28 protein-coding genes are annotated in these 26,529 nt (G+C 27.3%); 24 read left to right on the forward strand and 4 right to left on the reverse strand.

The genetic code is table 11. From position 1 onward, the window contains the following. Window positions 1-15: 15 nt before the first annotated feature. Genes priA through HMPREF0629_RS04355 form a run of 11 tightly spaced genes read left to right on the forward strand, consistent with a single transcriptional unit; the run spans window position 16 to window position 11,691 of the window. Window positions 16-2,400, forward strand: a complete 2,385-nt coding sequence (gene priA / locus HMPREF0629_RS04305; protein ID WP_009222133.1) for a primosomal protein N' — start codon at window positions 16-18, stop codon at window positions 2,398-2,400. An 8-nt stretch (window positions 2,401-2,408) separates the two neighbouring features. Beyond that, window positions 2,409-2,885, forward strand: a complete 477-nt coding sequence (gene def, locus HMPREF0629_RS04310; protein ID WP_009222134.1) for a peptide deformylase — start codon at window positions 2,409-2,411, stop codon at window positions 2,883-2,885. Next, on the forward strand, window positions 2,885-3,811 hold the full coding sequence (fmt, locus tag HMPREF0629_RS04315; RefSeq protein ID WP_009222135.1) for a methionyl-tRNA formyltransferase: 927 nt from the start codon (window positions 2,885-2,887) through the stop codon (window positions 3,809-3,811). Before def ends, fmt begins: the two co-directional genes overlap by 1 nt. 4 nt (window positions 3,812-3,815) lie before the next feature. After that, the gene (locus HMPREF0629_RS04320; protein WP_009222136.1) at window positions 3,816-4,511 is read left to right on the forward strand and encodes a zinc metallopeptidase; all 696 of its coding nucleotides are present in this window, start codon (window positions 3,816-3,818) and stop codon (window positions 4,509-4,511) included. Between the two features lie 2 nt (window positions 4,512-4,513). Then, window positions 4,514-5,836 carry a 16S rRNA (cytosine(967)-C(5))-methyltransferase RsmB gene (gene rsmB / locus HMPREF0629_RS04325; protein ID WP_009222137.1) on the forward strand — a complete coding sequence of 441 codons (1,323 nt, stop codon included), beginning with the start codon at window positions 4,514-4,516 and terminating at the stop codon, window positions 5,834-5,836. Continuing rightward, on the forward strand, window positions 5,836-6,882 hold the full coding sequence (gene rlmN / locus HMPREF0629_RS04330; RefSeq protein ID WP_036728928.1) for a 23S rRNA (adenine(2503)-C(2))-methyltransferase RlmN: 1,047 nt from the start codon (window positions 5,836-5,838) through the stop codon (window positions 6,880-6,882). The genes rsmB and rlmN overlap by 1 nt, the downstream gene beginning before the upstream one ends. Further along, window positions 6,863-7,579, forward strand: coding sequence for a Stp1/IreP family PP2C-type Ser/Thr phosphatase (locus HMPREF0629_RS04335; protein ID WP_039856625.1), 717 nt, complete (start codon window positions 6,863-6,865; stop codon window positions 7,577-7,579). Before rlmN ends, HMPREF0629_RS04335 begins: the two co-directional genes overlap by 20 nt. An 8-nt stretch (window positions 7,580-7,587) precedes the next feature. After that, window positions 7,588-9,552 (forward strand): Stk1 family PASTA domain-containing Ser/Thr kinase, encoded by a 1,965-nt coding sequence (gene pknB, locus HMPREF0629_RS04340; RefSeq protein ID WP_009222140.1) that lies wholly within the window; start codon window positions 7,588-7,590, stop codon window positions 9,550-9,552. Window positions 9,553-9,560: 8 nt separating this feature from the next. Further along, window positions 9,561-10,421 (forward strand): ribosome small subunit-dependent GTPase A, encoded by an 861-nt coding sequence (rsgA, locus tag HMPREF0629_RS04345; RefSeq protein WP_009222141.1) that lies wholly within the window; start codon window positions 9,561-9,563, stop codon window positions 10,419-10,421. Continuing rightward, a complete protein-coding gene (rpe, locus tag HMPREF0629_RS04350; RefSeq protein ID WP_009222142.1) occupies window positions 10,418-11,065 on the forward strand; it encodes a ribulose-phosphate 3-epimerase in 648 nt (215 codons plus the stop codon). The genes rsgA and rpe overlap by 4 nt, the downstream gene beginning before the upstream one ends. Then, the gene (locus HMPREF0629_RS04355) at window positions 11,062-11,691 is read left to right on the forward strand and encodes a thiamine diphosphokinase (RefSeq protein ID WP_009222143.1); all 630 of its coding nucleotides are present in this window, start codon (window positions 11,062-11,064) and stop codon (window positions 11,689-11,691) included. The genes rpe and HMPREF0629_RS04355 overlap by 4 nt, the downstream gene beginning before the upstream one ends. Here HMPREF0629_RS04355 and HMPREF0629_RS04360 read toward each other — a convergent pair whose 3' ends face one another. Further along, window positions 11,692-12,999, reverse strand: a complete 1,308-nt coding sequence (locus HMPREF0629_RS04360; RefSeq protein WP_009222144.1) for a sensor histidine kinase KdpD — start codon at window positions 12,997-12,999, stop codon at window positions 11,692-11,694. After that, complete coding sequence (locus HMPREF0629_RS04365) at window positions 12,996-13,688, reverse strand: response regulator transcription factor (protein ID WP_009222145.1); 693 nt, start codon at window positions 13,686-13,688, stop codon at window positions 12,996-12,998. The genes HMPREF0629_RS04360 and HMPREF0629_RS04365 overlap by 4 nt, the downstream gene beginning before the upstream one ends. Window positions 13,689-13,821: 133 nt before the next feature. Between HMPREF0629_RS04365 and HMPREF0629_RS04370 the strand changes: the two genes are divergently transcribed. The 11 genes from HMPREF0629_RS04370 to HMPREF0629_RS04420 all read left to right on the forward strand — a co-directional run bounded on the left by HMPREF0629_RS04370 (window position 13,822) and on the right by HMPREF0629_RS04420 (window position 24,430). Continuing rightward, window positions 13,822-14,727: an ABC transporter ATP-binding protein gene (locus HMPREF0629_RS04370; RefSeq protein WP_009222146.1), complete on the forward strand. Its 906-nt coding sequence runs from the start codon at window positions 13,822-13,824 to the stop codon at window positions 14,725-14,727. An 8-nt stretch (window positions 14,728-14,735) separates the two neighbouring features. Next, window positions 14,736-15,509, forward strand: coding sequence for an ABC transporter permease (locus HMPREF0629_RS04375; RefSeq protein WP_009222147.1), 774 nt, complete (start codon window positions 14,736-14,738; stop codon window positions 15,507-15,509). Window positions 15,510-15,513: 4 nt separating this feature from the next. Next, window positions 15,514-16,239 (forward strand): ABC transporter permease, encoded by a 726-nt coding sequence (locus HMPREF0629_RS04380; RefSeq protein WP_009222148.1) that lies wholly within the window; start codon window positions 15,514-15,516, stop codon window positions 16,237-16,239. 68 nt (window positions 16,240-16,307) lie between these two features. Beyond that, the gene (locus HMPREF0629_RS04385) at window positions 16,308-16,862 is read left to right on the forward strand and encodes a DUF5317 domain-containing protein (RefSeq protein WP_009222149.1); all 555 of its coding nucleotides are present in this window, start codon (window positions 16,308-16,310) and stop codon (window positions 16,860-16,862) included. Beyond that, complete coding sequence (gene cdaA, locus HMPREF0629_RS04390) at window positions 16,859-17,701, forward strand: diadenylate cyclase CdaA (protein ID WP_036728908.1); 843 nt, start codon at window positions 16,859-16,861, stop codon at window positions 17,699-17,701. The genes HMPREF0629_RS04385 and cdaA overlap by 4 nt, the downstream gene beginning before the upstream one ends. Then, window positions 17,673-18,914 (forward strand): YbbR-like domain-containing protein, encoded by a 1,242-nt coding sequence (locus HMPREF0629_RS04395; RefSeq protein ID WP_036728905.1) that lies wholly within the window; start codon window positions 17,673-17,675, stop codon window positions 18,912-18,914. Before cdaA ends, HMPREF0629_RS04395 begins: the two co-directional genes overlap by 29 nt. A 68-nt stretch (window positions 18,915-18,982) precedes the next feature. Beyond that, entirely contained in the window at window positions 18,983-20,434 is a 1,452-nt protein-coding gene (gene guaB / locus HMPREF0629_RS04400) for an IMP dehydrogenase (RefSeq protein ID WP_009222150.1), read from the forward strand. A 145-nt stretch (window positions 20,435-20,579) separates the two neighbouring features. Beyond that, a complete protein-coding gene (locus HMPREF0629_RS04405) occupies window positions 20,580-21,272 on the forward strand; it encodes a response regulator transcription factor (RefSeq protein WP_009222151.1) in 693 nt (230 codons plus the stop codon). 1 nt (window position 21,273) lies between these two features. Further along, complete coding sequence (locus HMPREF0629_RS04410) at window positions 21,274-22,692, forward strand: HAMP domain-containing sensor histidine kinase (protein ID WP_009222152.1); 1,419 nt, start codon at window positions 21,274-21,276, stop codon at window positions 22,690-22,692. After that, window positions 22,685-24,112 carry a hypothetical protein gene (locus HMPREF0629_RS04415; protein ID WP_039856626.1) on the forward strand — a complete coding sequence of 476 codons (1,428 nt, stop codon included), beginning with the start codon at window positions 22,685-22,687 and terminating at the stop codon, window positions 24,110-24,112. The genes HMPREF0629_RS04410 and HMPREF0629_RS04415 overlap by 8 nt, the downstream gene beginning before the upstream one ends. Window positions 24,113-24,121: 9 nt before the next feature. Further along, window positions 24,122-24,430 carry a hypothetical protein gene (locus tag HMPREF0629_RS04420; RefSeq protein ID WP_009222154.1) on the forward strand — a complete coding sequence of 103 codons (309 nt, stop codon included), beginning with the start codon at window positions 24,122-24,124 and terminating at the stop codon, window positions 24,428-24,430. Window positions 24,431-24,436: 6 nt separating this feature from the next. Here HMPREF0629_RS04420 and HMPREF0629_RS04425 read toward each other — a convergent pair whose 3' ends face one another. Then, window positions 24,437-24,682, reverse strand: coding sequence for a GIY-YIG nuclease family protein (locus tag HMPREF0629_RS04425; protein ID WP_009222155.1), 246 nt, complete (start codon window positions 24,680-24,682; stop codon window positions 24,437-24,439). Next, complete coding sequence (locus HMPREF0629_RS07675; RefSeq protein WP_009222156.1) at window positions 24,682-25,293, reverse strand: RecX family transcriptional regulator; 612 nt, start codon at window positions 25,291-25,293, stop codon at window positions 24,682-24,684. Before HMPREF0629_RS07675 ends, HMPREF0629_RS04425 begins: the two co-directional genes overlap by 1 nt. Before the next feature lie 110 nt (window positions 25,294-25,403). On the opposite strand from HMPREF0629_RS07675, the gene HMPREF0629_RS04435 reads away from it, so the two are divergent. Both HMPREF0629_RS04435 and HMPREF0629_RS04440 read left to right on the forward strand, forming a co-directional pair. After that, window positions 25,404-25,841, forward strand: a complete 438-nt coding sequence (locus tag HMPREF0629_RS04435; RefSeq protein WP_009222157.1) for an FHA domain-containing protein — start codon at window positions 25,404-25,406, stop codon at window positions 25,839-25,841. A gap of 1 nt (window position 25,842) precedes the next feature. Continuing rightward, the coding region (locus HMPREF0629_RS04440) for an FtsW/RodA/SpoVE family cell cycle protein (RefSeq protein ID WP_176686342.1) at window positions 25,843-26,529 on the forward strand (687 nt) is incomplete at its 3' end.

The raw sequence follows: 26,529 nt of genomic DNA on the forward strand, positions 1-26,529 counted from the left end.
TTTAATGGTGGTTATATGAAATATGCAAGTGTTTTTATACAAAATAGCGTATCTAAGATAGATGATTTATATTTATATAAATGTCCGGAAAACTTATTTATTGAAATCGGAATGAGAGTAATAGTTCCTTTTGGCAGAGGTAATAGTACAAGAATTGCATTAGTTGTAAAAATTCATGACAATATAGAAAAAGTAAATTATAAATTAAAAACTATAATTAATGTAATAGACTATGAACCAATATTGGAAAAAGATTTAATTGAGCTTGGTTTTTGGATGTCAGATAGGTATTTAACTACTTATTCTCAAAGTTTTTCTCCTATATTTCCACCGGGAGATGTTAAAAAAATCAAAAAAATTGCAAAAATAAACGAGAATATTAAGCTTAATGATAGTCAGAATGAGTTTATAAGACTCCTAGAGAAAAATAATTATGAACTTGATTTTTTGGATGGAGATGAAAAATTAAAAAATTTTTTAAGAGTTCTTATAGAAAAGAAAGTAATCGAAATTGATTTTAAGATTGATACAATAGGTGGGGAAAAAACACAGAAATATGTTAAGTTGTCAAAAAATTACTTGAGAAAAATTGGAGAGAAATCATTAAAAATAACTGAAAAGCAAAGCTTAATTATTAAATATTTACAAGAAAAAATTGAAACTTCAAGGGCTAATTTACTTTCAGATTTAAAATTATCGGATGCTCCATTAAAAAGTCTTGTAAATAAAGAAATAGTTGAACTGTATGATAAATTTATTGAAAGAAATCCATATAAAGATAAGCAAAAATTAGAATCAAAAATATTAAATGATGAACAGTTAAAAGTTTTAAATGGGATATTTAATTCAAATAAAGAAACTGATTTAATATATGGACTAACGGGAAGTGGAAAAACTGAAATTTACTTAAAACTTGCAGAAGAAGTTATAAAAGCCGGTGGACAAGTTATAGTTCTTGTTCCTGAAATTGGGTTAACTCCTCAGATGATTGAAAGATTTATGGGAAGGTTTGAAAATAAGGTTTCTGTACTTCATTCTAAGTTGTCTACCGGAGAGAGGTATGATCAGTGGCAAAAAATTAAAAATGGATATGTTGATGTAGTTGTTGGAGCTAGATCTGCAATATTTGCACCGTTTAAAAATTTAAAATTAGTTATAATAGATGAAGAACATGATAGTTCGTATAGATTTCATAATGCATTGAGATATGATACATTAGAAGTTGCTCAAAAGAGGATGAATATATTAAATGGAAAAGTTATTATAGGAAGTGCAACTCCAAGTATTGACAGTTATTATAATGCATTAAGTGGGAAATATGGACTATTTAAGTTAAAACATAGAGCTGTTTTAGGTGCTAAACTTCCAACTGTTCAAATTGTTGATATGAGAAAAGAGCTTCTTAGAGGTAATGTTTCTATTTTTAGTGAACAACTTCGTAATTTAATAGAAGAAAAATTAGAAAAAAAAGAACAAATAATATTGTTTTTAAATCGAAGAGGATTTTCTAATTTTGTATCATGTAGATCTTGTGGTCATGTTATAAAATGTGATAATTGTGACATATCTATGACATATCATAAAAACACAAATTCGCTTAGATGTCATTATTGCGGTTCAACTAAGAAAATGGTAGATAGATGCCATGAATGTGGAAGTAAGTTTATAAAACAGTTTGGAGTAGGAACTCAAAAAGTTGAAGAAGAAGTACAAAAATTATTTCCTAATGCAAGAATTATTAGAATGGATAGAGATACAACTGTAAGAAAAAATTCTTATGATAATATTTATGAAAGTGTAAAAAACAAAGAAGTAGATATTTTAATAGGAACTCAAATGCTTGCTAAAGGATTAGATTTTGAAAATGTTACATTAGTTGGGATAATAGCGGCAGATTTATCTTTATACATTTCAGATTATAAAGCTACTGAGACTACATTTGAACTTTTAACTCAAGTTTCCGGGAGGGCAGGAAGATCGAATAAAGGCGGAGATGTTATTATACAAACTTATGAACCTGATAATTATAGCATTGTGTATTCTAAAAATGCAGATTATGAGCGTTTTTATAATAAAGAGATAGGATATAGAAAAGAATTTAATTATCCTCCTTTTATTAAGCTTGTAAATATACATTTATATTCTGAATTTGAAAATAAGCTTGATTTTATGGCAAATGAAATTTTAAATTCATTTGCTGGAGAAATTAGAGGATATAAAGTTGAACATACAAGGATAATAAAAATGCCTAAAATAAAAAATGTATTTAATCGTAAAATAACGCTTAAAGTTGATCCTAATAATTTGGAGGAGTTAATTGAAGTTATAAAAAGGGTATTAATAAATAGTAGATTAAAGCTTAATAAGAATAATATATTTATTGAAATAGAATTTATATGAGGTGAATTATGGCATATAGAGTTATACGAACAGATGATGATCCTGTTCTTAGAAAGATATCGAGAGAAGTTGTAAAATTCGATGATAGGCTTAAAACCTTAATAGAAGACATGTATGAAACGATGGATAAGGCAGAAGGAGTTGGATTAGCAGCTCCGCAAGTCGGTGTACTAAGAAGAGTCATAACCGTTGATGACAGAACGGAACATAGATTTGCTCTTATCAATCCTGAAATAATTTTTGAATCGGGAACACAATTAGGTTATGAAGGTTGTTTGTCATTGCCAAATAAACAAGGTAAGGTTAAAAGATTTAACGAAATTAAGGTTAAGTACTTAGACGAAAATGGAGAAAAAAAAGAAATAGAAGCTAAAGAATATCTGGCAAGAATTCTTCAACATGAGATAGATCATTTAAATGGAATTTTATATTCTGATATAGCTGAAGAGATGTATGTTATAAATAGTGAAGATGAGGAAATATAATGAATATAATTTTTATGTCTACTCCTGAATTTGGGATAGATGCACTTGATGCGCTTAATGAAAAATATAATATAAGTGCAGTTATAACTCAAGTTGATAAAAAAAGAGGAAGAGGTAAAAAGCTGCTTTCATCTCCAATAAAAGAGAGAGCATTAGCTCTTGGGCTTGAAGTTTATCAACCTGAGGATATAAATTCAGAAGAATCAGTCAAATATTTAAAATCAAAAAATGCGGATTTATTTGTTGTAGTAGCTTATGGACAAATTTTAAAAGAAGAAGTATTATACTTACCTAAATATTATTCAATTAATATTCATGCGTCATTACTTCCAAAGCTTAGGGGGGCGGCACCCATAAACAGAGCAATAATAAATGGAGAAAGTTGTACAGGAATAAGTATTATGAAAATGGAGAAAGGTCTTGATACGGGTGATGTTGCGATAACAGATTGCATTGAAATCGGAAAGCTTTCTGCATCTGAGCTTGAAAAAAAACTTGCTAAAATGGGAGCAAAATTAATAGTAGAATTTATAGAAAAGTTAAAAAATAAAAATGTAAATTTTAAAAAACAAGATGAAGAATTGGCGACTTATGCTGAAAAAATAGAAAGAGAAACAGGGCATATTGATTTTAAAAAAATGAGTGTATTTGAAATAGACAGACTTGTAAGAGGCCTTAATGACAGAATGTATGCTTCTTCAGTATACAAAGGAGAAAGATTTAAAATAGTAGAAGTTGAAATTTCAAAAGATATTCAAAATAAATTACCGGGAGAGATTATTGATTCAAATAAGAAATTAATTATTTCAGCAATAGATGGAACTGTTTCAATATTAAAGCTTCAATTTCCGGGGAAAAAGTTAATGGATATTAAATCGTATCTTGCCGGAAATAGTTTTAAAGTCGGAGAAATTTTGGGGGTGTAGTATTATGTTTGGTTATGGTTATTATGGTATTGGTTTCCAATATATGTATTATATAATACCCGGATTGTTACTTGCTATGTTTGCTCAATCAAAAATCAATTCTACTTATGAAAAATATAGAAGAATTGATTCAAATACAGGATTAACAGGTGCAGATGTTGCAAGGCTAATAATGGATAGAAATAATTTAAGAGATGTAAGAATTCAAATGATAGGTGGAAAACTTTCAGATAATTATGATCCTGAAAATAAAGTTTTAAATTTATCGTCTGATATATATTCAGGAAGAAGTATAGCAGCACTTGGAATAGCGGCACATGAAGTGGGGCACGCTATTCAGCATGAAAGAGGATATATTCCATTAAAAATTAGAGCTGCACTTGTTCCGGCTGCAAATATAGGATCTAATTTGTCAATGATATTTATAATGATGGGATTGTTTTTCTCGGCATTTATGATAAAACTTGGAATAGCAATGTTTGCGATAGCAGTTTTATTTCAGATAGTTACACTACCTGTAGAATTTGATGCAAGTAGAAGAGCACAAGCTGAATTATCTAACAATATTTTGTCGGTTGATGCACTTGTAGGAACGAAAGAAGTTCTTTCGGCAGCGGCATTAACTTATGTTGCATCTACATTAATTGCATTGGGACAACTTTTTAGATTATTGGCATTATTCGGAAAGAGAAGAGATTAAATATGAAAGATATTAGAAAAAAGGCACTTTTTATAATAGATAATGTCCTTTATAAGGGTGCCTTTTTAAATGAAGAACTGTTAATTTTATCTAAATCTAAAATTGACAAAAGAGATTATAATTTAATAGTTAATATAACTACAGGAGTAGTCCAAAATAAGCTTTTATTAGAACATATTGTATCTAAGTATTCTAAAATTAAAATAAAAAAAATACACAGAACTATTTTGACTATTTTACAAATGGGAATATATCAGATATTTTTTACAAGTAGAATACCTGACTATTCTATTATAAATGAAAGTGTAAATTTAGCTAAAATTTTTGGGAATCAAGGGTCGGCAGGATTTGTGAATGGATTACTTAGGAATATTTTAAGAGATAAAGAAAATATAGAAAAGTCTGAATTTTGGTTAAATGATGTAAAAGAGACAGATTATGCTGAGTATCTTTCCATCTATTATTCACATCCTAAATTTTATGTAGACTTAATTTTAGAAGAAAAGGGAAAAGATTTTACAAAAGAACTTTTAAAATGCAATAATGTACAAGCGCCATTTACAATAAGAGTAAATACATTAAAATGTAGTGTCGAAGACTTAGCGGGCAAGCTTAAAAAAAGAGGATTTGATACAGAAAAAACTAAATATTCCAAGAATGCTTTAATTGTAAAAAATCCTGAATCGATTTTGGATTCATTTTTGTTTAAGGAAGGGTATTTTTATATTCAGGATGAGGCATCTATGCTTGTATCAGAATTTACAAAATTTAATGAAAAGGCAAAAGTTTTAGATTTATGTAGTGCTCCCGGAGGGAAGAGTTTTAATATAGCTATGTTAAATAGAGATGCATCAATAATTTCATGCGATATTTCAAATAAAAAAATTTCGTTGATTCGAGAGAATATGGAGAGGCTTGGAATTAAGAACATAAAAATTCTAAAGAATGATGCTACGATATATAATAAAACTTTTTATAATTTATTTGACAATGTAATTGTGGATGCACCTTGTTCGGGTCTTGGATTATATAGGAGAAAGCCGGAAATAAAATGGAATAGGAAGCCTGAAGACATAGAGAAACTCACAAAAATTCAAATGAATATAATAAATAATGCATCTAAATATGTAAAAATAGGCGGAATAATAACATATTCCACATGTACAATAACAAGAGAAGAAAATGAAGATATAATTAATAAATTTTTAGATGAAAATAAGAATTTTGAAATTGAAAAAATAGAGAATTCAGATATTTTAAAAATATATACTAATACCCATAATATGGATGGTTTTTCTATAGCAAAGATTAAGAGGATTAATTGATGGAAATTAATAACCTGTATTTAGATGAAATTGAAAACAAAGTAAAATTTTATGGAGAAAAAAATTTTAGAGCTATGCAGCTATATAATTTTTTCCATAAGCAAAAAAGGACAGACATAGAAAATTCTAATCTTCCTAAGAGTTTGATTACAAAGATTTTAGAATATGAAAAAATTCAGACAGTTTCAATCCTTGAAGAGTATTCATCAAAACTTGATGAAACTAAAAAATTTCTATTTAAACTTGAAGATAAAAATATTGTTGAAGGAGTATTAATGAAATATAAGCATGGGTATTCTCAATGTATTTCAACTCAAGTTGGTTGTAGAATGGGTTGTGTTTTTTGTGCGTCAACAAAAGAAGGATTAATTAGAAATTTATCTGCTTATGAAATGCTTGGACAAGTTTATGAAGTTGAAAAAAGGTTTAATATAAATGTATCTAATATAATTTTGATGGGTAGTGGAGAGCCTTTTGATAATTATGATAATGTAATTAGATTTTTAAAATTAGTTCATAGCAAAGAAGGAAAAAATTTAAGCTATAGAAATATAACAATATCTACTTGTGGAATAGTAGATAAGATATATGAGCTTTCTAAAGAAAATTTGCCAATAACTCTTGCAATATCTCTTCATAACACTAATAATATTAGTAGAGACAACATTATGCCAATTAATAAAAAATATAACATTGAACAGATAATACAAGCTTGTAAAAATTATTCAAATATGACAAATAGCAGGATAACTTTTGAGTATACTTTAATTGGAGGTCAGAATGACACATTAGAAAATGCACAAGAACTTAAAAGTTTAATTAATGGATTAAAAGCTCATATAAATTTAATTCCATTAAATCCGATAAAAGAATATAATAAGAAAAGACCAAACCAAAAAGAAGTTGAAGATTTTAAGAAAAAGCTTGAAGCTTTGAAGTTAAATGTTACAATAAGAAGAGAATTAGGTGCGGATATAATGGCATCATGTGGACAACTTAGAAGAAAGTATGAAGGAGGCGATAAAAATGTTTGTAGCTGCGACTGATAAGGGATGTATTAGAGATAATAACGAAGATTCGTATTATATTCCCGGTAAAATCGAAAATATTTTTATACTTGCCGATGGTATGGGAGGTCATTTAGCTGGAGAAACCGCCAGTCAAATGGCTGTTCAAACAATAGTGGATTATTTTTCTGAAGAAAATATTAATTCTGATGAAGAGCTTGAAAGAGTAATAGTAAATTCAGTAAAAATGGCTAATGAAAAAATTTTTAATTTATCTCGTGAAGATATGAAATATAGAGGAATGGGAACAACTCTTTCTATGTGTTATATTTATGATGGATATTTATACTATGTCAATATCGGAGATAGCAGAATATATGAGATAAATTGTGATGAGATAAATCAAATTACAACAGATGATTCTTTTGTCAATTATTTAATTCAAATAGGAGAAATAACTGAACAGGAAGCTAAGGAGCATCCTAAGAAAAATGTACTTACAAAAGCCTTAGGTACATCAGAAACTATAGAGGTAACTGTAAATAAGCTGAAAATTAATAAGAATACAAAATATTTGTTGTGTTCAGATGGGCTTACAAATATGGTTGATGAAAAAGAAATATTAGAAATAATAAACAAATATGAAATTGAAATAGCCAAGGATAAATTAATTAAAGAAACTCTTTTAAATGGCGGAATTGACAATGTTACATTGATTATAATAGATAATAAGTAGGTGTTCTCATGATTGGTAAAGTATTAGGAAATAGATATGAGGTCCTTGAAAAGATAGGAACCGGAGGAATGGGCGATGTTTATAAAGCTCATTGCAGAAAACTTGATAGAATTGTAGCTATTAAGATTTTAAAAGCGGAATATAACGATGACAATAATTTCATTAGAAAATTTAAAAGAGAGTCACTTGCTGCTGCAAGTATTTCTCACCCTAATATAGTTAGTATTTATGATGTAGGTTCAGAAGAAATTGATTCTCAAAAAGTTCATTATATTGTAATGGAATATATAGATGGAAAAACATTAAAAGAAGTTATAAATGAAGAAGGGCGTTTAAATGAAAAACGAGCTTTAAATTATTGTGTGCAAATTGCTGAAGCATTAAAAGTTGCACATTCAAAGAATATTGTGCATAGAGATATAAAATCTCAAAATATTATGGTTACTAAGGATGACAGAGTAAAGGTAACTGACTTTGGCATAGCAAGAGTTGCTGACAATTCAACTGTTACAGCTACAAATGCAATAATGGGTTCTGTACATTATTTTTCTCCTGAGCAAGCAAGAGGTACTAAAGTAGATAATAGGTCAGACATATATTCTCTAGGTATTGTACTTTATGAAATGTTAACGGGTAAACTTCCTTTTGATGCAGAAAATCCTGTATCAGTAGCACTTATGCAGGTTCAAAGTAATATGCCAAAGCCATCTTCAAGATATAGCGATATATCGTCAATGGCAGATTCAATAGTATTAAAGATGACAATGAAAGAACCTAATGATAGATATGCTGATGTATATAGCTTAATAAAGGATATAAAGGATATTCAATTTGGAAGAACAACTAATTTCAATTATACAAATAGCTCTTCAAGGAATACAATGCCTGTTAATAAATCGGAAATTGCAGCTTCAAGAGATAAAAAAGTTGTTAGAAGAAATACGCCTAAACCTGAACGTGTTATTGAAAAAGAGGTTAAGAAAAAGAAAAAAAGTTCTTTTACGCCTGTACTTCTTGGAATATTATGTGCATTATTGTTGTTTGGACTATTAATTTTTGTAGTTCCTAAAATAATGTCGGGAAATAATACGGATGTAGATAAGGTGGAAAAAGTATCAGTTATAAATATAGTAGGACTTGATGAAAAAGAAGCGGAAGCAAAACTTAAAGCAATTGGATTAGTTATGGAACAATCCGGAGTTGAAGAAAGAGAAGATAAAAATAATAGAGAAATTTTATCTCAATCACCAAAAGAAGGCGAACAGGTTGAAAAAGGTACTTCTGTAAGCGTAGTTGTAAACATAGTGGAAGATTCAATTAAGGTTCCTAATCTTGTGAATAAAACATTGGAAGAGGCACAAAGACTTGCTAAAGATTCGGGACTTAATATAATTGATATTCAAATGGATTATAGCGATACTGTTGAATCTGATAGGATAATTTCACAGGAACCTCAAGCAGAAAGCGAAGTATCAAAAAAACAAGGTATATCAATTCGCATTTCAAAGGGTGCTGAAGATAAGAGTAAGGAGATTCCAAATATAAGAGGTTTAACAGAAGCACAAGCTAAAGCTACACTTGAGAAAGTTGGATTTGTTGTTGATGTGAAATATATAAAGGCAAATAATGTGGACAGAGGAGATGTATCAAGATATGAACCCGAAGGAGTAGCAGATAAAGGTTCAACAATTACAATATATGTAAGTGAAGGTCCAAAAGAAGATGGAGATTTAAATCCATCTGACGGTACTTCTACTCAAAACAGTTTAAGCGTAGATCTTCCAAATGATGGACAAAGACATAAAGTAACTGTGTATAGATTTACACCAAACGGTGGAGAGTATAAAATATATGATTATATGAAATCTGCAGATGAAGGAACTGTTTTAGTTCCATTAGATTATGCGGAACACGGAGATAAATTTGAGATTTATGTTGATGACGAAAAAGTAAGAACTGAGGTTATTGATTAGGAGGATGAATGAAAGGTAAAATAATCAAACTTACCGGTGGTTTCTATTATGTTAATTCTGAATCTGAAGTTTACGAAACAAGAGCTAGAGGAAATTTTAGAAACAATGATATAAAGCCTTTAGTCGGGGATATTGTCGAATTTAAATATGATGAAAATAAACTGGGATATATTGAAAAAGTATATCCCAGAAAAAATAAGCTTTTAAGACCTGCAGTTGCTAATGTAGATCAAGTGTTAATAGTTATACCGACTAAGGATCCTAAGTACAATTTAAACTTAATAGATAAAATGATATGCTTTTATGAAAATAAGGTTGACATATTGATTGCTATAAATAAATATGATCTTGATAGGGATAAGGCTGAAGAATTAATGGAAATTTATAGAAAAGCAGGATTTAAAACATTCTTAATCTCTTATAAATATACATTTACGATAGATTTATTAAGAGAATATTTAAAACAAAAAACTACTGCTTTGTGTGGAGTTTCTGCTGCAGGTAAATCTACAATAGCAAGTAATATTTTGAAGAAGGATATTTTAATAGGAGATGTCAGCGAAAAGACAAAAAGAGGAAAGCATACTACAAGGCATACTGAAATTTTTACGGGAGATAATAATACATATATATTTGATACTCCGGGATTTTCAAGTTTTGATTTAGACATAAACAGTGAAGAATTGCAACAATTTTTTAGAGAATTTAAAAGAAATTCGGGTAAATGTAAATTTAATAATTGTAAGCATATAAATGAACCGGAATGTAATATAAAGAAAATGGTTGAAAATGGGCTAATATCTAAATCAAGGTATGATAGCTATTTAGAAATTTACAATGAACTAAAGGAAAAGGAGCGATATTTTTGATTTCACCTTCAATATTATCATGTGATTTTACTAATGTAAAAAAAGATTTTGATGCAATGAATGAAGCAAAGGCTGATTTTGTTCATATAGATATAATGGATGGAAATTATGTTCCGAATATATCGTTTGGACCGTCAATAGTGTCTCAATTTAGAAAGCTTACTGATATAGATTTTGATGTACATTTAATGATTAATGAGCCTGAAAAATATATAGAAGATTTTGTGAAAGCCGGAGCAAATATTATTACTATTCATCCTGATTCAACACTACATTTAAATCGAACAATTAATTTAATAAAAAGTTTTGGAATTAAAGCTGGAATTGCAATAAATCCTGCACAGGAATTATCTATTTTAGATTATACACTTGAAGATATTGATTTAGTTTTAATAATGAGCGTAAATCCGGGATTTGGAGGTCAAAGTTTTATAGAAAGCTCTACCAGAAAAGTTGAAGATGTTAAAAAGATTATAAATAATGCTAAATCAAAATGTTTAATAGAGGTAGATGGCGGAATAAAATTAAATAATGCACTTAAAGTATATAATGCAGGAGCTGATATTTTAGTTGCAGGTTCTGCAATATTTGGGAGTGAAAATCCAAAAAAAACTATAATTAAATTTAAAGAGCTTTTAAAATGAAGGGGTTATTAGTATCAGGTGGAAATAAAGTAAATTTTCCAATATTAGAAAGAGAATCTAAGAATTCTTTTATTGTATGTGCGGATGGTGGAATTAAAAATTTTGTTGGAACTTATTTAAAGCCTGATTTGATTGTCGGAGATTTTGATTCTATTGATGACAATGGTAAAAAATTTGTAAAAGAAAAAAATCTTGAATTTAAAAAATATCCATGCCAGAAAGATTTTACTGATACTGAGGCTGCACTTGAAATTTTACTTGAGAAGAATGTTGATGAAATAGTTATTTTAGGAGCAACAGGAACAAGGCTTGATCATACTGTTTCAAATATATTTTTACTTCAGAAACTTTTTGGGAAAATAAATGCTAAATTAATAGATAACAATAATGAAATATATTATTTTGAAAATGGTATTTATGAATTTGAAAAGTCCTGGTATAAATATATAAGTGTTATTCCTATAAGTACATGTGTTGAATATTCCACTGAAGGATTATTATATGATACAAATCATATTATAATAAATAGTACATCCGGAATAGGAGTTAGTAACGAAATATTGAATCAGAAGTGTAAAATAAATATTTATAATGGAAAAGGGTTTATAATAAAGTCGAATGACTGACTATAAACCCTTTTTTAGTTTTATTTCAGTTTTTAATCCGGGATTATTATAATAAAAATTTATTGTTCCTCCATGCAAGACAATTATTTTTTTTGTGATTAAAATTCCAAGTCCATGTACGTCTTGATTTTCTGTTTTTAAATTTAATTCAGTTATTTTTTGTTTAGATATAGATCCATTGTCTTTTATTATTATTTCTACATTATCATCAATTTTATTGAGAGATACTGTAATTATTACATTATCATTATGAATTATGCTGTTCAAAAGAATATTTCTTATCGCGCGTTCTATCAAATTTTTGTTGCAGTTTATTTTATATTCTTGGTCATTTGGGTTAAATTTGATTTCAAAAAACGTAGAAGAAGTATTGATAAGATCAACTATTATTTCTCTTAATAATTTTTTTATGTCCGTGTTTTCAAAACCATATTCAAAAATTGAATTTTCTAAAGTATATGTTAAATTTAGTCCTGAAATAATATTTTGCATTAGTTCGGAATTTTGCTTTATTATTTCAATTTCTTCACATTTACCTATTCTCTTTTCTAACAAATAACTGTATCCGATAGTTTTTGTAAGCGGGGTTCTAAGATCGTGACTTATTCCGCGAATCCAAAATTCTCTTTGAGAACTGTTATTTTTCATTAATTTTGATGTTTTATTTAAGGCTTGTTTTATTTCTATAAGATTTCCGTTTTCAGGGAGATTTATAGATTTATTTTCAGATAAGTTTTTAATACTTGTTGCAATAGGATAAACTTCATCGATTATTTTTTTCTTGGAATATATATACACTAAAAATAAAGCTGATATATCAAATAAAAAAACTATAAAAATCAATTTTAATATATTTGCAAATAAATCATATTGATAAAAATTTGTTGGAAATTTTTCATATACACCGTGAGGATATCCGATTACCAATATACCCTCATCTAATACAAAAGTAAATACCGGATAACCATCAAGGTACCACCTTGTGAATTTTATTATATCTTGAATACTATAATCTCTATTTAGGTGTTTTGGAAGATTATAATTTTCTTTAATTTTTCCGTTTGAAGATATTACCATTATCCACAAATTATTTTTATCTAAAAATTCTTTGTTTTTATCTGAAAGATTCAACTTTCCATTTTCTTCAATCATATAATAAACGCTTAACGGTTCTATGTCAGATTTATTGAATTTTTGGTAATTATAATATACTCCAAAAATAAATAAAAATAGTGATGCTATAAAAAACAGGAATATGATTATAAAGAATTTAAGAAGTGATTTTAGATAATATTTTATGGAGTTCATGTTTCTACCTTCAATTTATAACCAAGGCCTTTAAATGTAAGTAAGTTTTTAGGAGACGATGGATTTAATTCAACTTTTTCTCTAATTTTTCTGATATGTGCCATTAGTGAATTTTCATATCCAAAAGAATCAACACCCCAAATGGAATTTAATATTCCGTCTATTGTAACAATCTTATTTTTGTTTTCATAAAGAAGTTTTAAAATTTCATATTCTTTTGCAGTAAGGGGAATTTCTTTATTAGATTTGATGACTAATGCTTTTTCAAAATCTATTTTAGAATTTTTTAGAAATACAATGTTATCATCATTTCCATAACTTCTGTTTAAAATAGCAATAAGTCTAAGTTCCAATTCTTTTGGTAAAAACGGTTTAACTATATAATCATCTCCTCCAAGCATAAAGCTTTTATATTGATTTTCTATATCTGATATTGCCGATAAAAATAATACGGGAATATTATTGTTTTTTCGAAAGTATTTAATTAAATCAAATCCGAGTCCGTCAGGAAGTAATATATCGAGTATTGCAATATCAAATTTTTCTCTATCAAATAATTTAATTGCATCAGCTATATTGTAAGCACATTTTATATTTTTAAATCCACATTCATTTAAAATTCTCTTAACAAGATTTACAATTACTACATCATCATCTACTATTAAGATTTTTCTATTTTTTATATTCATAATTATACCTCAAAATTAAGTATATCATTTTATATTTGATATTTGTGGATTGATTTTAAAATTAAGGTAAATTTAAGGTTAATTAAAAGTAAATTTAAACATAAATTGATAATATACTGTTGAGGTGAGATTTATGGATAATTTTATAGAATTAACTAATTTAAAAAAGAATTATGGTAAAAATACAGTAGTAGATATTGATAATATGAAAATACCGGAAGAAAGTATCTATGGACTTATAGGACCGAATGGAGCAGGTAAATCTACGACAATGAAGATGATTTGTGGACTTACTGTTAAAGATGAAGGAATTATAAGAATTGCAGGAGAGGAGTTTAATGATAATAATAGGTTAAATATGCTAAAAAATATAGGTTCATTGATAGAGGGACCTGCATATTATAATAATTTAACTGCTTATGATAATTTGGATATAGTAAGAGAGCTTAAAGGTTTAAAGAAAACAGATATAGATGATGTTATAGATATTGTAGGATTAAAAAACAATATAAAAAAGAGGGTTAAAAATTATTCGCTTGGAATGAAACAAAGACTTGCCATAGCAATGGCACTTATGGGCTTTCCAAAACTTATAATTTTAGATGAGCCTACAAACGGATTAGATCCTCATGCTATGGAAGATATAAGAAATTTAATAAGGAACTTACCCAAAAAATATGGTTGTACTGTTATGGTTTCATCTCATATTCTCGATGAAATTGAGAAAGTTGCAGATAAAATAGGGATAATAGGAAATGGAAAGATGCTTTATCAAGGTACAATTTCAGACTTTAAAAGTAATTATAGAGGAGAAATTAAGTTTAAAACATCCGATAATAATAGAGCTACTAAAATTTTAGACAATATAAATTTTGAATGTGATGATGAATTTATAAAAATAAAATATGTTGAAAACAATGTGGTGGGAAATATTATTGAATTGTTGGTGAAGAACAATATAAAAATTTACAGAGTATTTGAAGAGATTAAATCTTTGGAAAATTTATTTATAGAATTTACTGAAAGGAATACTTTATAAGTGATGTTATGAAAAATAATGTGAATGTTAATTTAAGAAAAATAGAAAATAAAAAGTTTAGGGGAAGTTTTTTATTTTTGGTATTTTTAGCCTTTTTTACGATAAATGGATTTTTTATGTCTGTTGTTTTATTTTCAACAAATTTTAAAAATATGTTTAGTAGCAAGGATATCCCATGGAATTATGCATTGGATTTTTACTTTTTCATTAAGCAGTTATTAACTCCTATACTAATTGCCTCTATTATAAGTAAAGCAGTAAGTATCGAAAATGACACATATATGTGGAAATTTTTAAAAAGTTGCGGGGTCAGTTTTAATAAAATATATAGTGTAAAATTTTGGAATATTTATAAAAAGTATTTGATATATCAAATGTTAGAGTGGATTTTTCTCATATGTATTTCTAAATTTGTAGGACTTCATCAACCAATACCTATTTTTAGATTTATTGTATATTTTATATCGCAGAGTTTAATATCATTTTTACTTATGAGTTTTCATTATGTTTTATCTTTAAAATGGGAAAATCAACTAATATCAATTTCAATAGCGATAATAGGCACATTGGTAGGACTTCTATCATCACTTATTTCTAAATTTATCTGTATATTTATGCCTTATTCTTGGTATTTGTCACTTTCGTCAATTAAAGTTACGATGATTTCAGAGGACAAATTTGTAAGAAATATATTACCTATAAATTATTTACCGCTTATTTTATCAGGCATTCTTGGAATAACTATATATTTAATCGGTAGAAATATAAGAGGAGATGAATGATTTCATGATAAGAATTGAATTTAAGAAACTTAAAAACTCAAAGTTGTTTTTGCCGATCATTTTACTTCCAATATTTTCTGTAGGATATGGAACTGTAAATTATTATATAAACAGAGAAATATTAAATTTGGAATGGATTAGTCTTTGGACGCAGGTTTATCTGTTTTATGGATTAATATTTTTTCCGGCTCTTATTGGAATTGTATGTGCATATATTTGGAATAACGAACATAAAAATAATAATTTTAAATTATTATTCAGTTCATCAAAAAGTTTTTATAATATAATTCTATCTAAAATTTGTGTTGTATTTATTATTTCTTTTATAATACAAATATATTTTTTAATATTATTTAATATTTCTGGAAGTTTTTTAAATTTTAATAGTCAATTTCCATTTGAAATTTTATATTTTATTATAATTATAAATTTATTTAATATTTCTATAATATGTATTCAGTGTTATTTATCATTAAAAATAAATTCTTTTGCAATACCGGTTGCACTTTCAATTGTGTATGCATTATTAGGAATGTTGGCAGCAGCTTTTGCAAAAATACCTGAGCTCAAATATATTTTTAGCAATGCAAATATGACATTTGCCATGAATCATTTTCCATATAAATCATTTTCTAAATTGGAATATTTTAAAATGATGACATATAATTTTTTATTAACTATATTTTTTATAAAATTACAAGTTAGAGAACTTAAAAATAAATTAAAATAATTGAGAATCTTGTCTCCTTTTTTAACATTTATCAGCTGATTTATGATATTATTATATTAGGTGTTGATATGATTTTAGAAGCAATTATTATAGGTTTAATATTATCAAAATTTTTCAATGGAAATTTTGATAATTTCAATAAATTTAATTTAAAAGGAAAGTCTTTAATTGTCATTGGAATTATTTCAAATTTATTGATAATTTTATTTACAAGTTATGATTTTAAGATAATCACATATACTGTAATCAAATATTATGAGTATTTTCATATTATTTCATTTGCAGTTTTAATTATAGGTCTGTTATTTAATTATGATAATTTTGGGATAATTTTAATTTCAATAGGTCTTATTTTAAATTTGGTGCCAATAATTTTAAACGGGAAAATGCCTGTTGATTATGAAGCACTTTTATTGACAAATAATAATAGACTTATTGATATTATTTCTAAAGGTAGAAGTTTAAGTCATATAGTGCTTGACAATCCTAAAGCTAGAATTTTATCTGATATAATAGCGATTACAAGTCCTTATCCAATGCCCAAAGTCATAAGTATTGGAGATATTTTGATTTCAGTTGGACTGATTTGTTCATTAATTTTAATTTCGAGGAGAAAATCATGAATTTTTTTGACAATATTTTTAATATAATAAGAGTTAGAGATATTATAGATATAACCGTAATAGCTATTATTACATATAATTGTTTAAAATTATTAAAGGGAACTCGTGCGGAGCAACTTGCAAAAGGTATCTTAGTTATATTGATTTTGACTAAATTAAGTGAATGGGGAAAATTTTATACTCTTTATTGGTTGCTGAATAAACTTATGACATGGGGAATTGTTGCACTTTTAATAGTTTTTCAACCTGAACTTAGAAGAGGACTTGAATTTTTAGGGCGCTCAAGTTCAATTAGAAATAATTTAAATACTAAGTATGAGATGCCTTCAACTGTTACAGAAATTTGTGATGCAGTTGCTTCTCTTTCACGACAAAAGATAGGAGCATTAATTGTAATTGAAAGAAAAACCGGATTAAATGAAATAGTTGAAACCGGAACAAGCATTGATGGATATGTTTCAAGCGGATTATTGATTAATATATTTATTCCAAATACTCCTCTTCATGATGGAGCTGTCATTGTTAAAGGAGATAGAGTTGTTGCAGCAGCTTGTTTTTTACCTTTATCTGATAACGGCAATATTTCAAAAGAACTTGGAACACGTCATAGAGCGGGGATTGGAATTACAGAAAGATCTGATTGTTTGAGTATAATAGTTTCAGAAGAAACAGGTTCAATTTCTATAGCTGAAGGTGGAATTATTTCAAGATATCTGGATTTACCGACTTTAAAAACTATATTAGAAAAGGTTTATACTAAAACATCAATAGAAACTACTAATTCAATATTAAATAAATGGAGGATAGGTAATGAAAAAGGCAATAACTCAGATAAGTAAAGAAAGAATGCTTCAAATTATTTCTGTGGTTTTTGCGATACTTTTATGGTCTTATGTCAGAAGTGGAGTTGATCCTGAAATGAAGGTAACATATAAGGGTATAGAAGTTAGATATGAAAACATAGCTGAAATTAAAAGTAATAATTTATCTGTTATATCTCCAAAGGAAGCAACAGTTGATGTAGTTTTAAAGGGAAAGCAGTCTAATATTTCTAAAATAAGTCGTGAAAGTGTAAGAGCTTCTGTAAACTTATCGGGCTACTATTCTGGAGATTATAAAATTCCAATTAAGGTACAGGTAGATGCGAATAATATAATTGTAGATTCAAAAGAACCTGAATCTATATCATTTAAAATTGATGAAAATATAAGTAAGAATATAAATGTTGATATAAAAACGGTTGGTGAACTTGCTGATAATTATGTTCTTGGAAATGTAAAACAAAAAGAGGAAGTTAAAATTACCGGACCAAAAACATATATTGATTCAATTGATAAAATAGTAGCTGTTGCAGATATATCCGGTAAAAGTGAAAGTACAGTTATAACAACACCGGTAATTGCTTATAATAAGGATGCTCAAGAAATTTCAGAGCTTACAGTTGAACCTGAAAATTTAAATATAGAAGTACCTATATTAAAGACAGAAATAGTTCCGGTAAGACTTAGAATAATTGGAAAAGGATCTGATAATATAGATGCTAAGGAATTTTTTGTAGAGCCTAATTCAGTTACTATAAAGGGAAACTCTGCAGTAATTAATAAGATTGATGAAATTCTTACAAAACCTGTAAATGTTAATGATTTGACAGAGAAAAAAATCCCTGTAGATATAGATTTGCCTGATGGGGTTGCACTTGTTGATAATGATTTAAAGTTCGTTGCAAGCCATTTTCCAATTTCATTATCAGAGCAAAATATAGATTTTAAATTTAGTGAAATAAAAATTTTAAATTTAGAAGAAAAATTAGAAGAAAAATTGACATTGAACTTTAATAAAGGCGATCAAATAACAGTTGTTGTAACACCCAAAGATCCACTGTCTACTGAAAAAATTGATAAGGAAAATATGAGTTTAAGTTTAGATTTAAAAGACTATACAACGGGAGTTCATAATGTTAAATTGAATGTTAGTTTGCCTGAAATATATAAGGTAGTGAAAATAAAACCGGAGTTTATAGAAATCACAATAGATAAAAAAAGAATATTTTAACTTTTTATTTGAAAAAATGAATTTAGAGAATTATAATATTATGAAATGATATTTAAGGAGGAGATATTTTGCAATATTTTGGAGAAGGATTAACGTTTGATGATATTTTGTTGTTACCTGGGAAATCAAATGTATTACCTAATAACACAGATTTAAAGACTAAGCTTACTGAGAAAATTTCTCTTAATATTCCATTGATGAGTGCCGGAATGGACACTGTTACTGAGGCTAATATGGCAATAGCCATGGCAAGAGAAGGCGGAATAGGAATAATTCATAAAAATATGTCCGTTGAAGTTCAAGCAAAAGAAGTTGATAAAGTAAAAAGGTCGGAGCACGGAGTTATAACAGATCCTTTTTCTCTATCTAAAAATCATACAATTGCTGATGCAGATAGATTGATGGATACTTATAGGATAAGTGGAGTTCCTATTGTGGATGAAAATAATAAGCTTGAAGGTATAATAACAAATAGAGATATAAGATTTGAACAAGACCTAGATAAAAAGATTTCTGAGGTAATGACAAAGGAGAACTTAATAACAGGTCATGTTGGAATTTCTTTAGATGAAGCTTTAAAAATATTGAGAAGATATAAAGTTGAAAAACTTCCTTTAATAGATGATGATGGATTATTAAAGGGATTAATTACAATAAAAGATATAGAAAAACAAGTTCAATATCCTAATTCTACAAGAGATGAGAGCGGAAGATTGCTAGCAGGAGCGGCAATAGGTGTAACATCTGATGTATTAAGTAGAGTTGATGCACTTATTAAGTCAAAAGTAGATGTACTTGTAATTGATACAGCACATGGACAATCTGAAGGTGTTTTAAATACAATAAGGGAAATTAAATCAGCATTTCCAAATATACAATTAATTGCGGGTAATGTTGCGACATACGAAGGGACTTATGACCTTATTAAAGCCGGAGCAGATTGTGTAAAAGTTGGTATAGGACCTGGTTCTATTTGTACAACAAGAGTTGTAACTGGTATAGGTGTTCCGCAAATAACAGCAATTATGGAAGCTGCAAGAGCTGCAAATGTACTTGGAGTTCCAATTATTGCAGACGGTGGTATCAAATATTCGGGAGATATAACAAAGGCCATAGCTGCAGGGGCTAATGTAGTTATGTTAGGTTCTCTATTAGCAGGTACTGATGAATCACCCGGAGAAGAAATTTTTGCTGAAGGAAGAAGATTTAAGAGCTATCGTGGAATGGGTTCATTAGGAGCTATGAACTCAGGTTCAAGTGACAGATATTTCCAAACAGAAACTAAGAAATATGTTCCTGAAGGAGTGGAAGGTAGAGTTCCTATTAAGGGAAAAGTCGGAGATGTAGTATACCAATTAATGGGAGGTCTTCGTTCCGGTATGGGTTATACAGGTTCACATAATATTAAGGAGCTTCAAACAAATACTAAGTATATTAAGATTACAACTGCAACATTGCAAGAAAATCATCCTCATAATATCACAATAACAAGAGAGGCTCCAAATTATATAAGTAAATAGATTAAATAAATCAAAATCTTCGTATTAAAAAATGATGCGAAGATTTTTGTTTTTAAAAACTTATGTTTCTTATTATATGGAATAAGATTATTTTTTATGATAAAATTTAAATAGTATCACATATAATAAAAGTGAGGTTAAAATAATGAGTACTAAAATTTTGTTAGTTGAAGATGAAGATGCAATAAGAAAGTTTGTAAAGATAAATTTAGAAAGAGAAGGGTATGATGTATATGAGGCTCCAACAGGAGAAGATGGAGTTGCAATTGCAAGAGAAGTTCATCCTGAAATTGTTGTTCTTGATGTAATGTTACCCGGCATTGATGGTTTTGAAGTTTGTAGAATTTTAAGAGGAGAATTTCCTGAGCTTGGAATTGTGATGTTAACTGCAAAAACAGAAGACTATGATAAAATAATGGGACTTCAATATGGAACGGATGATTATTTAACTAAACCTTTTAATCCAACTGAACTTACTCTTAGGATAAAATCACTTGAAAGAAGACTTGAACCTGAAGAGCATACAAATAAGAATTTAATAATATTTCCTCCGTTTAAGCTAGACACTTATTCGAGAAAATTTTATAAAGGAGATGAAGAATTAGAATTAACTCCTACAGAATATCAAATAATGAAAAATTTTATGCAAAATCCCGGGAAAGCATTAAATAGAGATGAAATATTAAATCTTGTTTGGGGAGAAGATTTTGTCGGAGATTCTAAAATAGTAGATGTTAATATTAGAAGACTAAGATCTAAGATAGAAGAAAATGCAGCTAAACCAAAATTTATAGAAACCGTTTGGGGACTCGGATATAGATGGCATATTGAGGTGTAGCTTGAAAAAAAGTATAGGAAAAAGACTTGTAAATAGTTTTTTATTTATAATAATATTTGCAGTTACGATAATAGCATTTTTTCTAATAGTTGGATTCAAACAATTTTATTATAATACAATTGAAAATGAGCTTGAAAATAGGCTTCTCATATCAATGGATTTTTTTGAAAAATTTTACTCGGATAAAAATCTTGAAGAAATTTTAATTGATGATAATGATTTAATATGGGCACATAGTAATTATGAAGTTCAAATATTGGATGCAGAACACTATGTTGTTTTAGATACAGTTGGAGCTATGCCAACAGATCCTATTACAAGTTCTGATGTAAAATATGCAAAAAACGGAACAATAACTTCTTGGGTAGGTTCAAACAACTATACCGATGAAATAACAATGGCAGTTACAGGAGTATTAAAAAATCAAAATGGTGATATAATTGGTTATTTAAGATTCATATCATCACTTGAAGAAGTTAATATATCAATATTTAAAACTGCTGTTGTAATAGTTTTATTTGGGCTGCTAGTAATTTTGATTACAGCGATAATGAGTTTAATATTGGCAAGATCAATAGTAAAACCCATAGTGGAGCTTAAAAATGTTGCAGAAAAAATGGCTAACGGACAATATAAGGTACATTCTAATGTAAATAGTAAAGATGAACTTGGACAGTTATCTAAAACATTAAATACCATGGCGCAAGAGATTGTTAAGAAAGAACAAATAAAAAATGATTTTATTTCTTCGGTTTCACATGAACTCAGAACACCATTAACATCAATTAAAGGTTGGGCAGTTGTATTAAAGAGTGCAAAAGAAGATGAAAGACAGCTGATTGAAGATGGACTTAATATTATAGAAAACGAGAGTGACAGACTTGCAAAAATGGTGGAAGAACTACTTGATTTTTCACGATTTATTTCAGGTAGGATACAGCTTGAAAAAGATGCTTTTAACATTGCTGATACATGCAATGATGTTGCAAAACAAATGAAGCCGAGGGCGGAGCTTAATAAGGTTGATTTTATAATAGATATTTCTGAAGATAAGGCTATAATAGTCGGAGATGAGAATAGAATCAGACAATTACTTATAAATTTGATAGATAATGCAATAAAGTTTACATCTGAAAATGGTTGGGTGAAACTGAAATCTTATGTTGAGGATGAAAAATTTGTGATTCTAGTTTCTGATAATGGAATGGGAATTTCTAAAAAAGATCTTGCACATGTTAAAGAGAAATTTTATAAAGGAAAACATTCTAAAAGTCATAGTGGTATAGGGCTTTCAGTTTCAGATGAAATAGCAAAATTACATGGAGGAAAAGTGGAGATTTTTTCAGAAGAAAAAATAGGTACAACTGTAAAGGTTACAATACCTGTTCCGATATATGATAAGGGTGATATTAATGAATAGAGTGAAATTAGTTTTAATTACACTGATGCTTTTAATTCTTACAGGTTGTTCATTCATTAATATTGATATGAATAAAGTAGAAACACCTACTATTTCAAAAACTCCAATAAGCGGGAAGTGGATTATAACAAAGTGCGTATTTAAAGAAGATTATGGGGAAGTAAATTTCAATTATAAAGACTATATAGGAAAAGATGTAGTTTTTACAAACAATAGTGCTATAGTAGGAAATTTATATTCTGAAAATGTAACATTTAAAGCTAAAAAAGTAAATGCTGCAAATTATTTATACAAGAAATTTGATATAAATAAGAAAAAGTTAAATATAGATTCAGATAATTTGTATATTGTTGATATCTATGATAAATATAGCTTATTTTATGAAATAATTAAAGCATCAGAAGATGTATGTTATATTTATGCAGATGAAGTATTTTTAAAAATCACTAAAATATCAGATACAATAAGTGATGATGAATTTAATGAAATTTTAAAAAGAGGAAAAGATGAATTTAACAGATCTGAAAGTATTGAAAGTATAAAATCAAGTGAAAATGGATTTTTACTTGGAATAAAATATACAAAAGATGAATCATCGACTAAGGCTTTTGACTACAAGACTATTTTTATTAAGTTTAAAGATAATGAAATAGAAAATTCTAATGAAGTTGATAAAATTTTATTGCCAAAACAAAACAAGTTTTTTGAAATTTCAGTTGATAGACAAAAAAATGGAGATTTCTATAATGATGATGTAATTGTAAGTTCAAAATTTAACAACGAATCATTTAAGATAAATAATGAAGTAGTACCAAGTTTAAAAGAAATTATGTTTGTTTCAGAAAATTATATTAACTACTATGAAACTGTTGAGCAATATTTAAATGAGAACAGATATAGTTTATATTCATTAAATATTTTAAATAATCATAATCAGATAGATCTTGATGATATAGTTAAAGATGGAGAGTATCTTTTTAAAAGAGCCGGAATGGTTAGTATGAACGGCAATGAAATGGGTTTTTATGATAGTTCTAATATCGGTTTTATAAGAGAAAATGGATTTTGGAAACTTGTTGGAATAATTAAGTTTAAAGACGATTCTTATAAAGATAAGATTTTTGATCTTAATATATTACTTCCAAAAGATATTGTAAAATATGATAAATTATCTATTCCTATGTCGGAAATAAAAGAAAAATTTCCTAATGTAAAAGATGCTTTTATTTCTCCAAATAATAGATTTTTAATAACTATGGAAATTGAAAGCTTGAAGGTTTATAATATAATAAATAAGGAAATAAATCCAAATGTTATTTATGAGATTAAAATACCTAAAAATTCTGAAACTATAATGACGCAATGGTCGATGGGAAAATATTCTCAAATGTGGGATAAAGAAATGTCTACTGAAAAATAGGGGTGAGTTATGTCAAAGATACTTGAAATAATGTCAGGGCACAATCAATATATAATGATTTCAATTTATGTTATAATAGCAGCTATAATTGTTACATTTGTAGTTAATTTTGTAACTAAAAGCTTAAGATTTGTGAAATATTTACCGGGAATTTTTTTAATATGTATAGGTATGTTTTCTCTTTTTTCTGTAGTAAATGATCTTTTTAACCCTGAAAACTTAGATAATATAGTTATTTTTGTAATAAGTAGTGCAGCGGGAATAATTTCATTTTTATTTGCGCTTATACTTGGTATAATACAAAATGATTTGGGATAGTTTAAACTATCCCTTTTTTATTAGATTTAATTTTTGGATTTTTGAAAGTTTTTTTATTTCAATTTCTCTTTTTAAAGCATCCGACTTATTGTTAAATTTTTCAAAATATTTTAAAGTTACAGGAGTTCTTCCTCTTGTATACTTAGCGCCAAGTTTTGAATTATGAAGTAGAATTCTTTTAGATAAATCTACAGTATATCCTGTATATAGAGTTTTATCAGAACATTCTAATATATACACAAAATAATTCATTATTTATAATTTATCTCCTTTAAAGCCAATTTTATTTTACTATAACTATATCCTTTATTTGTTAAATATTTAAGTAATTTCTCATATTGATTTTTATCTGTTTTATTATACTTAATTTTCTTTTCTATTTCAGATAATAAATTTTTATGTTCGGTGTCCGTATCTGCATCTTCAAAAACGGAATCTATTATATTTTTATTTATTCCTTTTAATGATAGAGCAAGTCTAATTTTTTGAAGTCCATGTTTATTTATTCTTATTTTGTCGGATGTATAATATTTAGCATATTTCAGATCATCTATATAGTTCATAGACTGTAAGTAACAAATAGTTTTATCTATTATTTCGGTTTCTATTTGATTTAATTTTAAATATTCTCTTATTTCATATTCAGTTTTTAAATTTCTTATATATTTTAGGCTTAAATTTATAGCTATATATTTTTTATTTTCAAATAAAATGTTTTTTATAATTTCATGATTTATTTCCATTGACTTATACAAATTAAATTTTACTAAGGTATCTTCTAAAATTTCAAAATTGTAGTCAGTGTCAGTATTTACAGTAAAAGTATTAGATTTTTTGTTATATAAAATATTTTTTATAATCATAATGTATCACCATTTATATTCTATCATACTAACACCATAAATATCATTTTTGTTTAATTTAATTTAAATTTGTGATATTATATTGTTGATTATATTAGAGAGGTGTAAAAGTGTTTGAATTAATATCACAAGTTTTAAAATATATATTCATATTTATAATATATTTATTTATTTTTGGAATTATAAGACTTATGTATCTTGACATAAGAAGCATGGATAAAAAAGGATCGTCTCCGGATACAGCATATTTAAAAGTAGTAAATAGACTGGATACTTTAAATTTTAAAATGCATGAATATTATGTATTAAAAGGGAAGGTTGTAGCTGGACGTTCATCAAAATGTGATATAGTTATAAAGGATAAATTTGTAAGCAAAGAGCATATAAAAATAATTGAAGATGGGAATTCATATTTTTTAGAGGATTTAGATTCGGCTAATGGAACTTTTTTAAATGGAGAAGAAGTTCATGATATTATAGAGCTTAGAAATGGAGATAAAATAGGTGTCGGATTTATCCAATTTATTTTCGTCGATAATAGGGGGTAACATGTTAGAAAAGGTTTTAAAAACAAGACGCCCAAGAGATTTATTATTGGCATTTGAATTACTGAGTATTTTACTTTTATTCTTTTTTAATAATAAACATGTAGATAAATACATTGTACTTTTATTTACAGGTCTTGTTTTAATATTATATATTTCAAATTTTATATTAGGTAGAGTTTCTACCGGAGATAATTATTTATTCTTAATAGCTTCTATGCTTTTATCAATAGGCATAATAACTATATATAGAATAAATCCAAGTCTTGGAATAAGACAAATTGTTTGGTCATTAGTGGGAATTTCACTATTTTATATTACTTATTTTGCAATGAGAGTTTTCAGAAGGCTTGAAAAATATACATTGCATTATTTTGCTATTTCAATATTTTTGTTTTTAATTACTGCAGTTTTTGGTACCGATCAAGGGATGGGTGCAAAAAACTGGATATCCATGGGAAGCTTTTCAATGCAACCGTCAGAAATTACTAAAATAATAGTAATTTTTTTAGTAGCTGCATATTATACCAGTTTCCAATATCAAATAAGTAAAAAATTTAGGTTTAAACCATATACATTAATGATAATTATCTATTTTTTAATAGGCTTGTTGTTTATTCAAAAAGATCTTGGAACAGCAGCCATATTTTTGGCAATATTTACCGGGATTCAATTTGTTTATGAAGATAAA

The sequence above is a fragment of the Peptoniphilus sp. oral taxon 386 str. F0131 genome (assembly GCF_000090945.1).
Taxonomy (GTDB): Bacteria; Bacillota; Clostridia; order Tissierellales; family Peptoniphilaceae; genus Anaerosphaera; species Anaerosphaera mikwangii.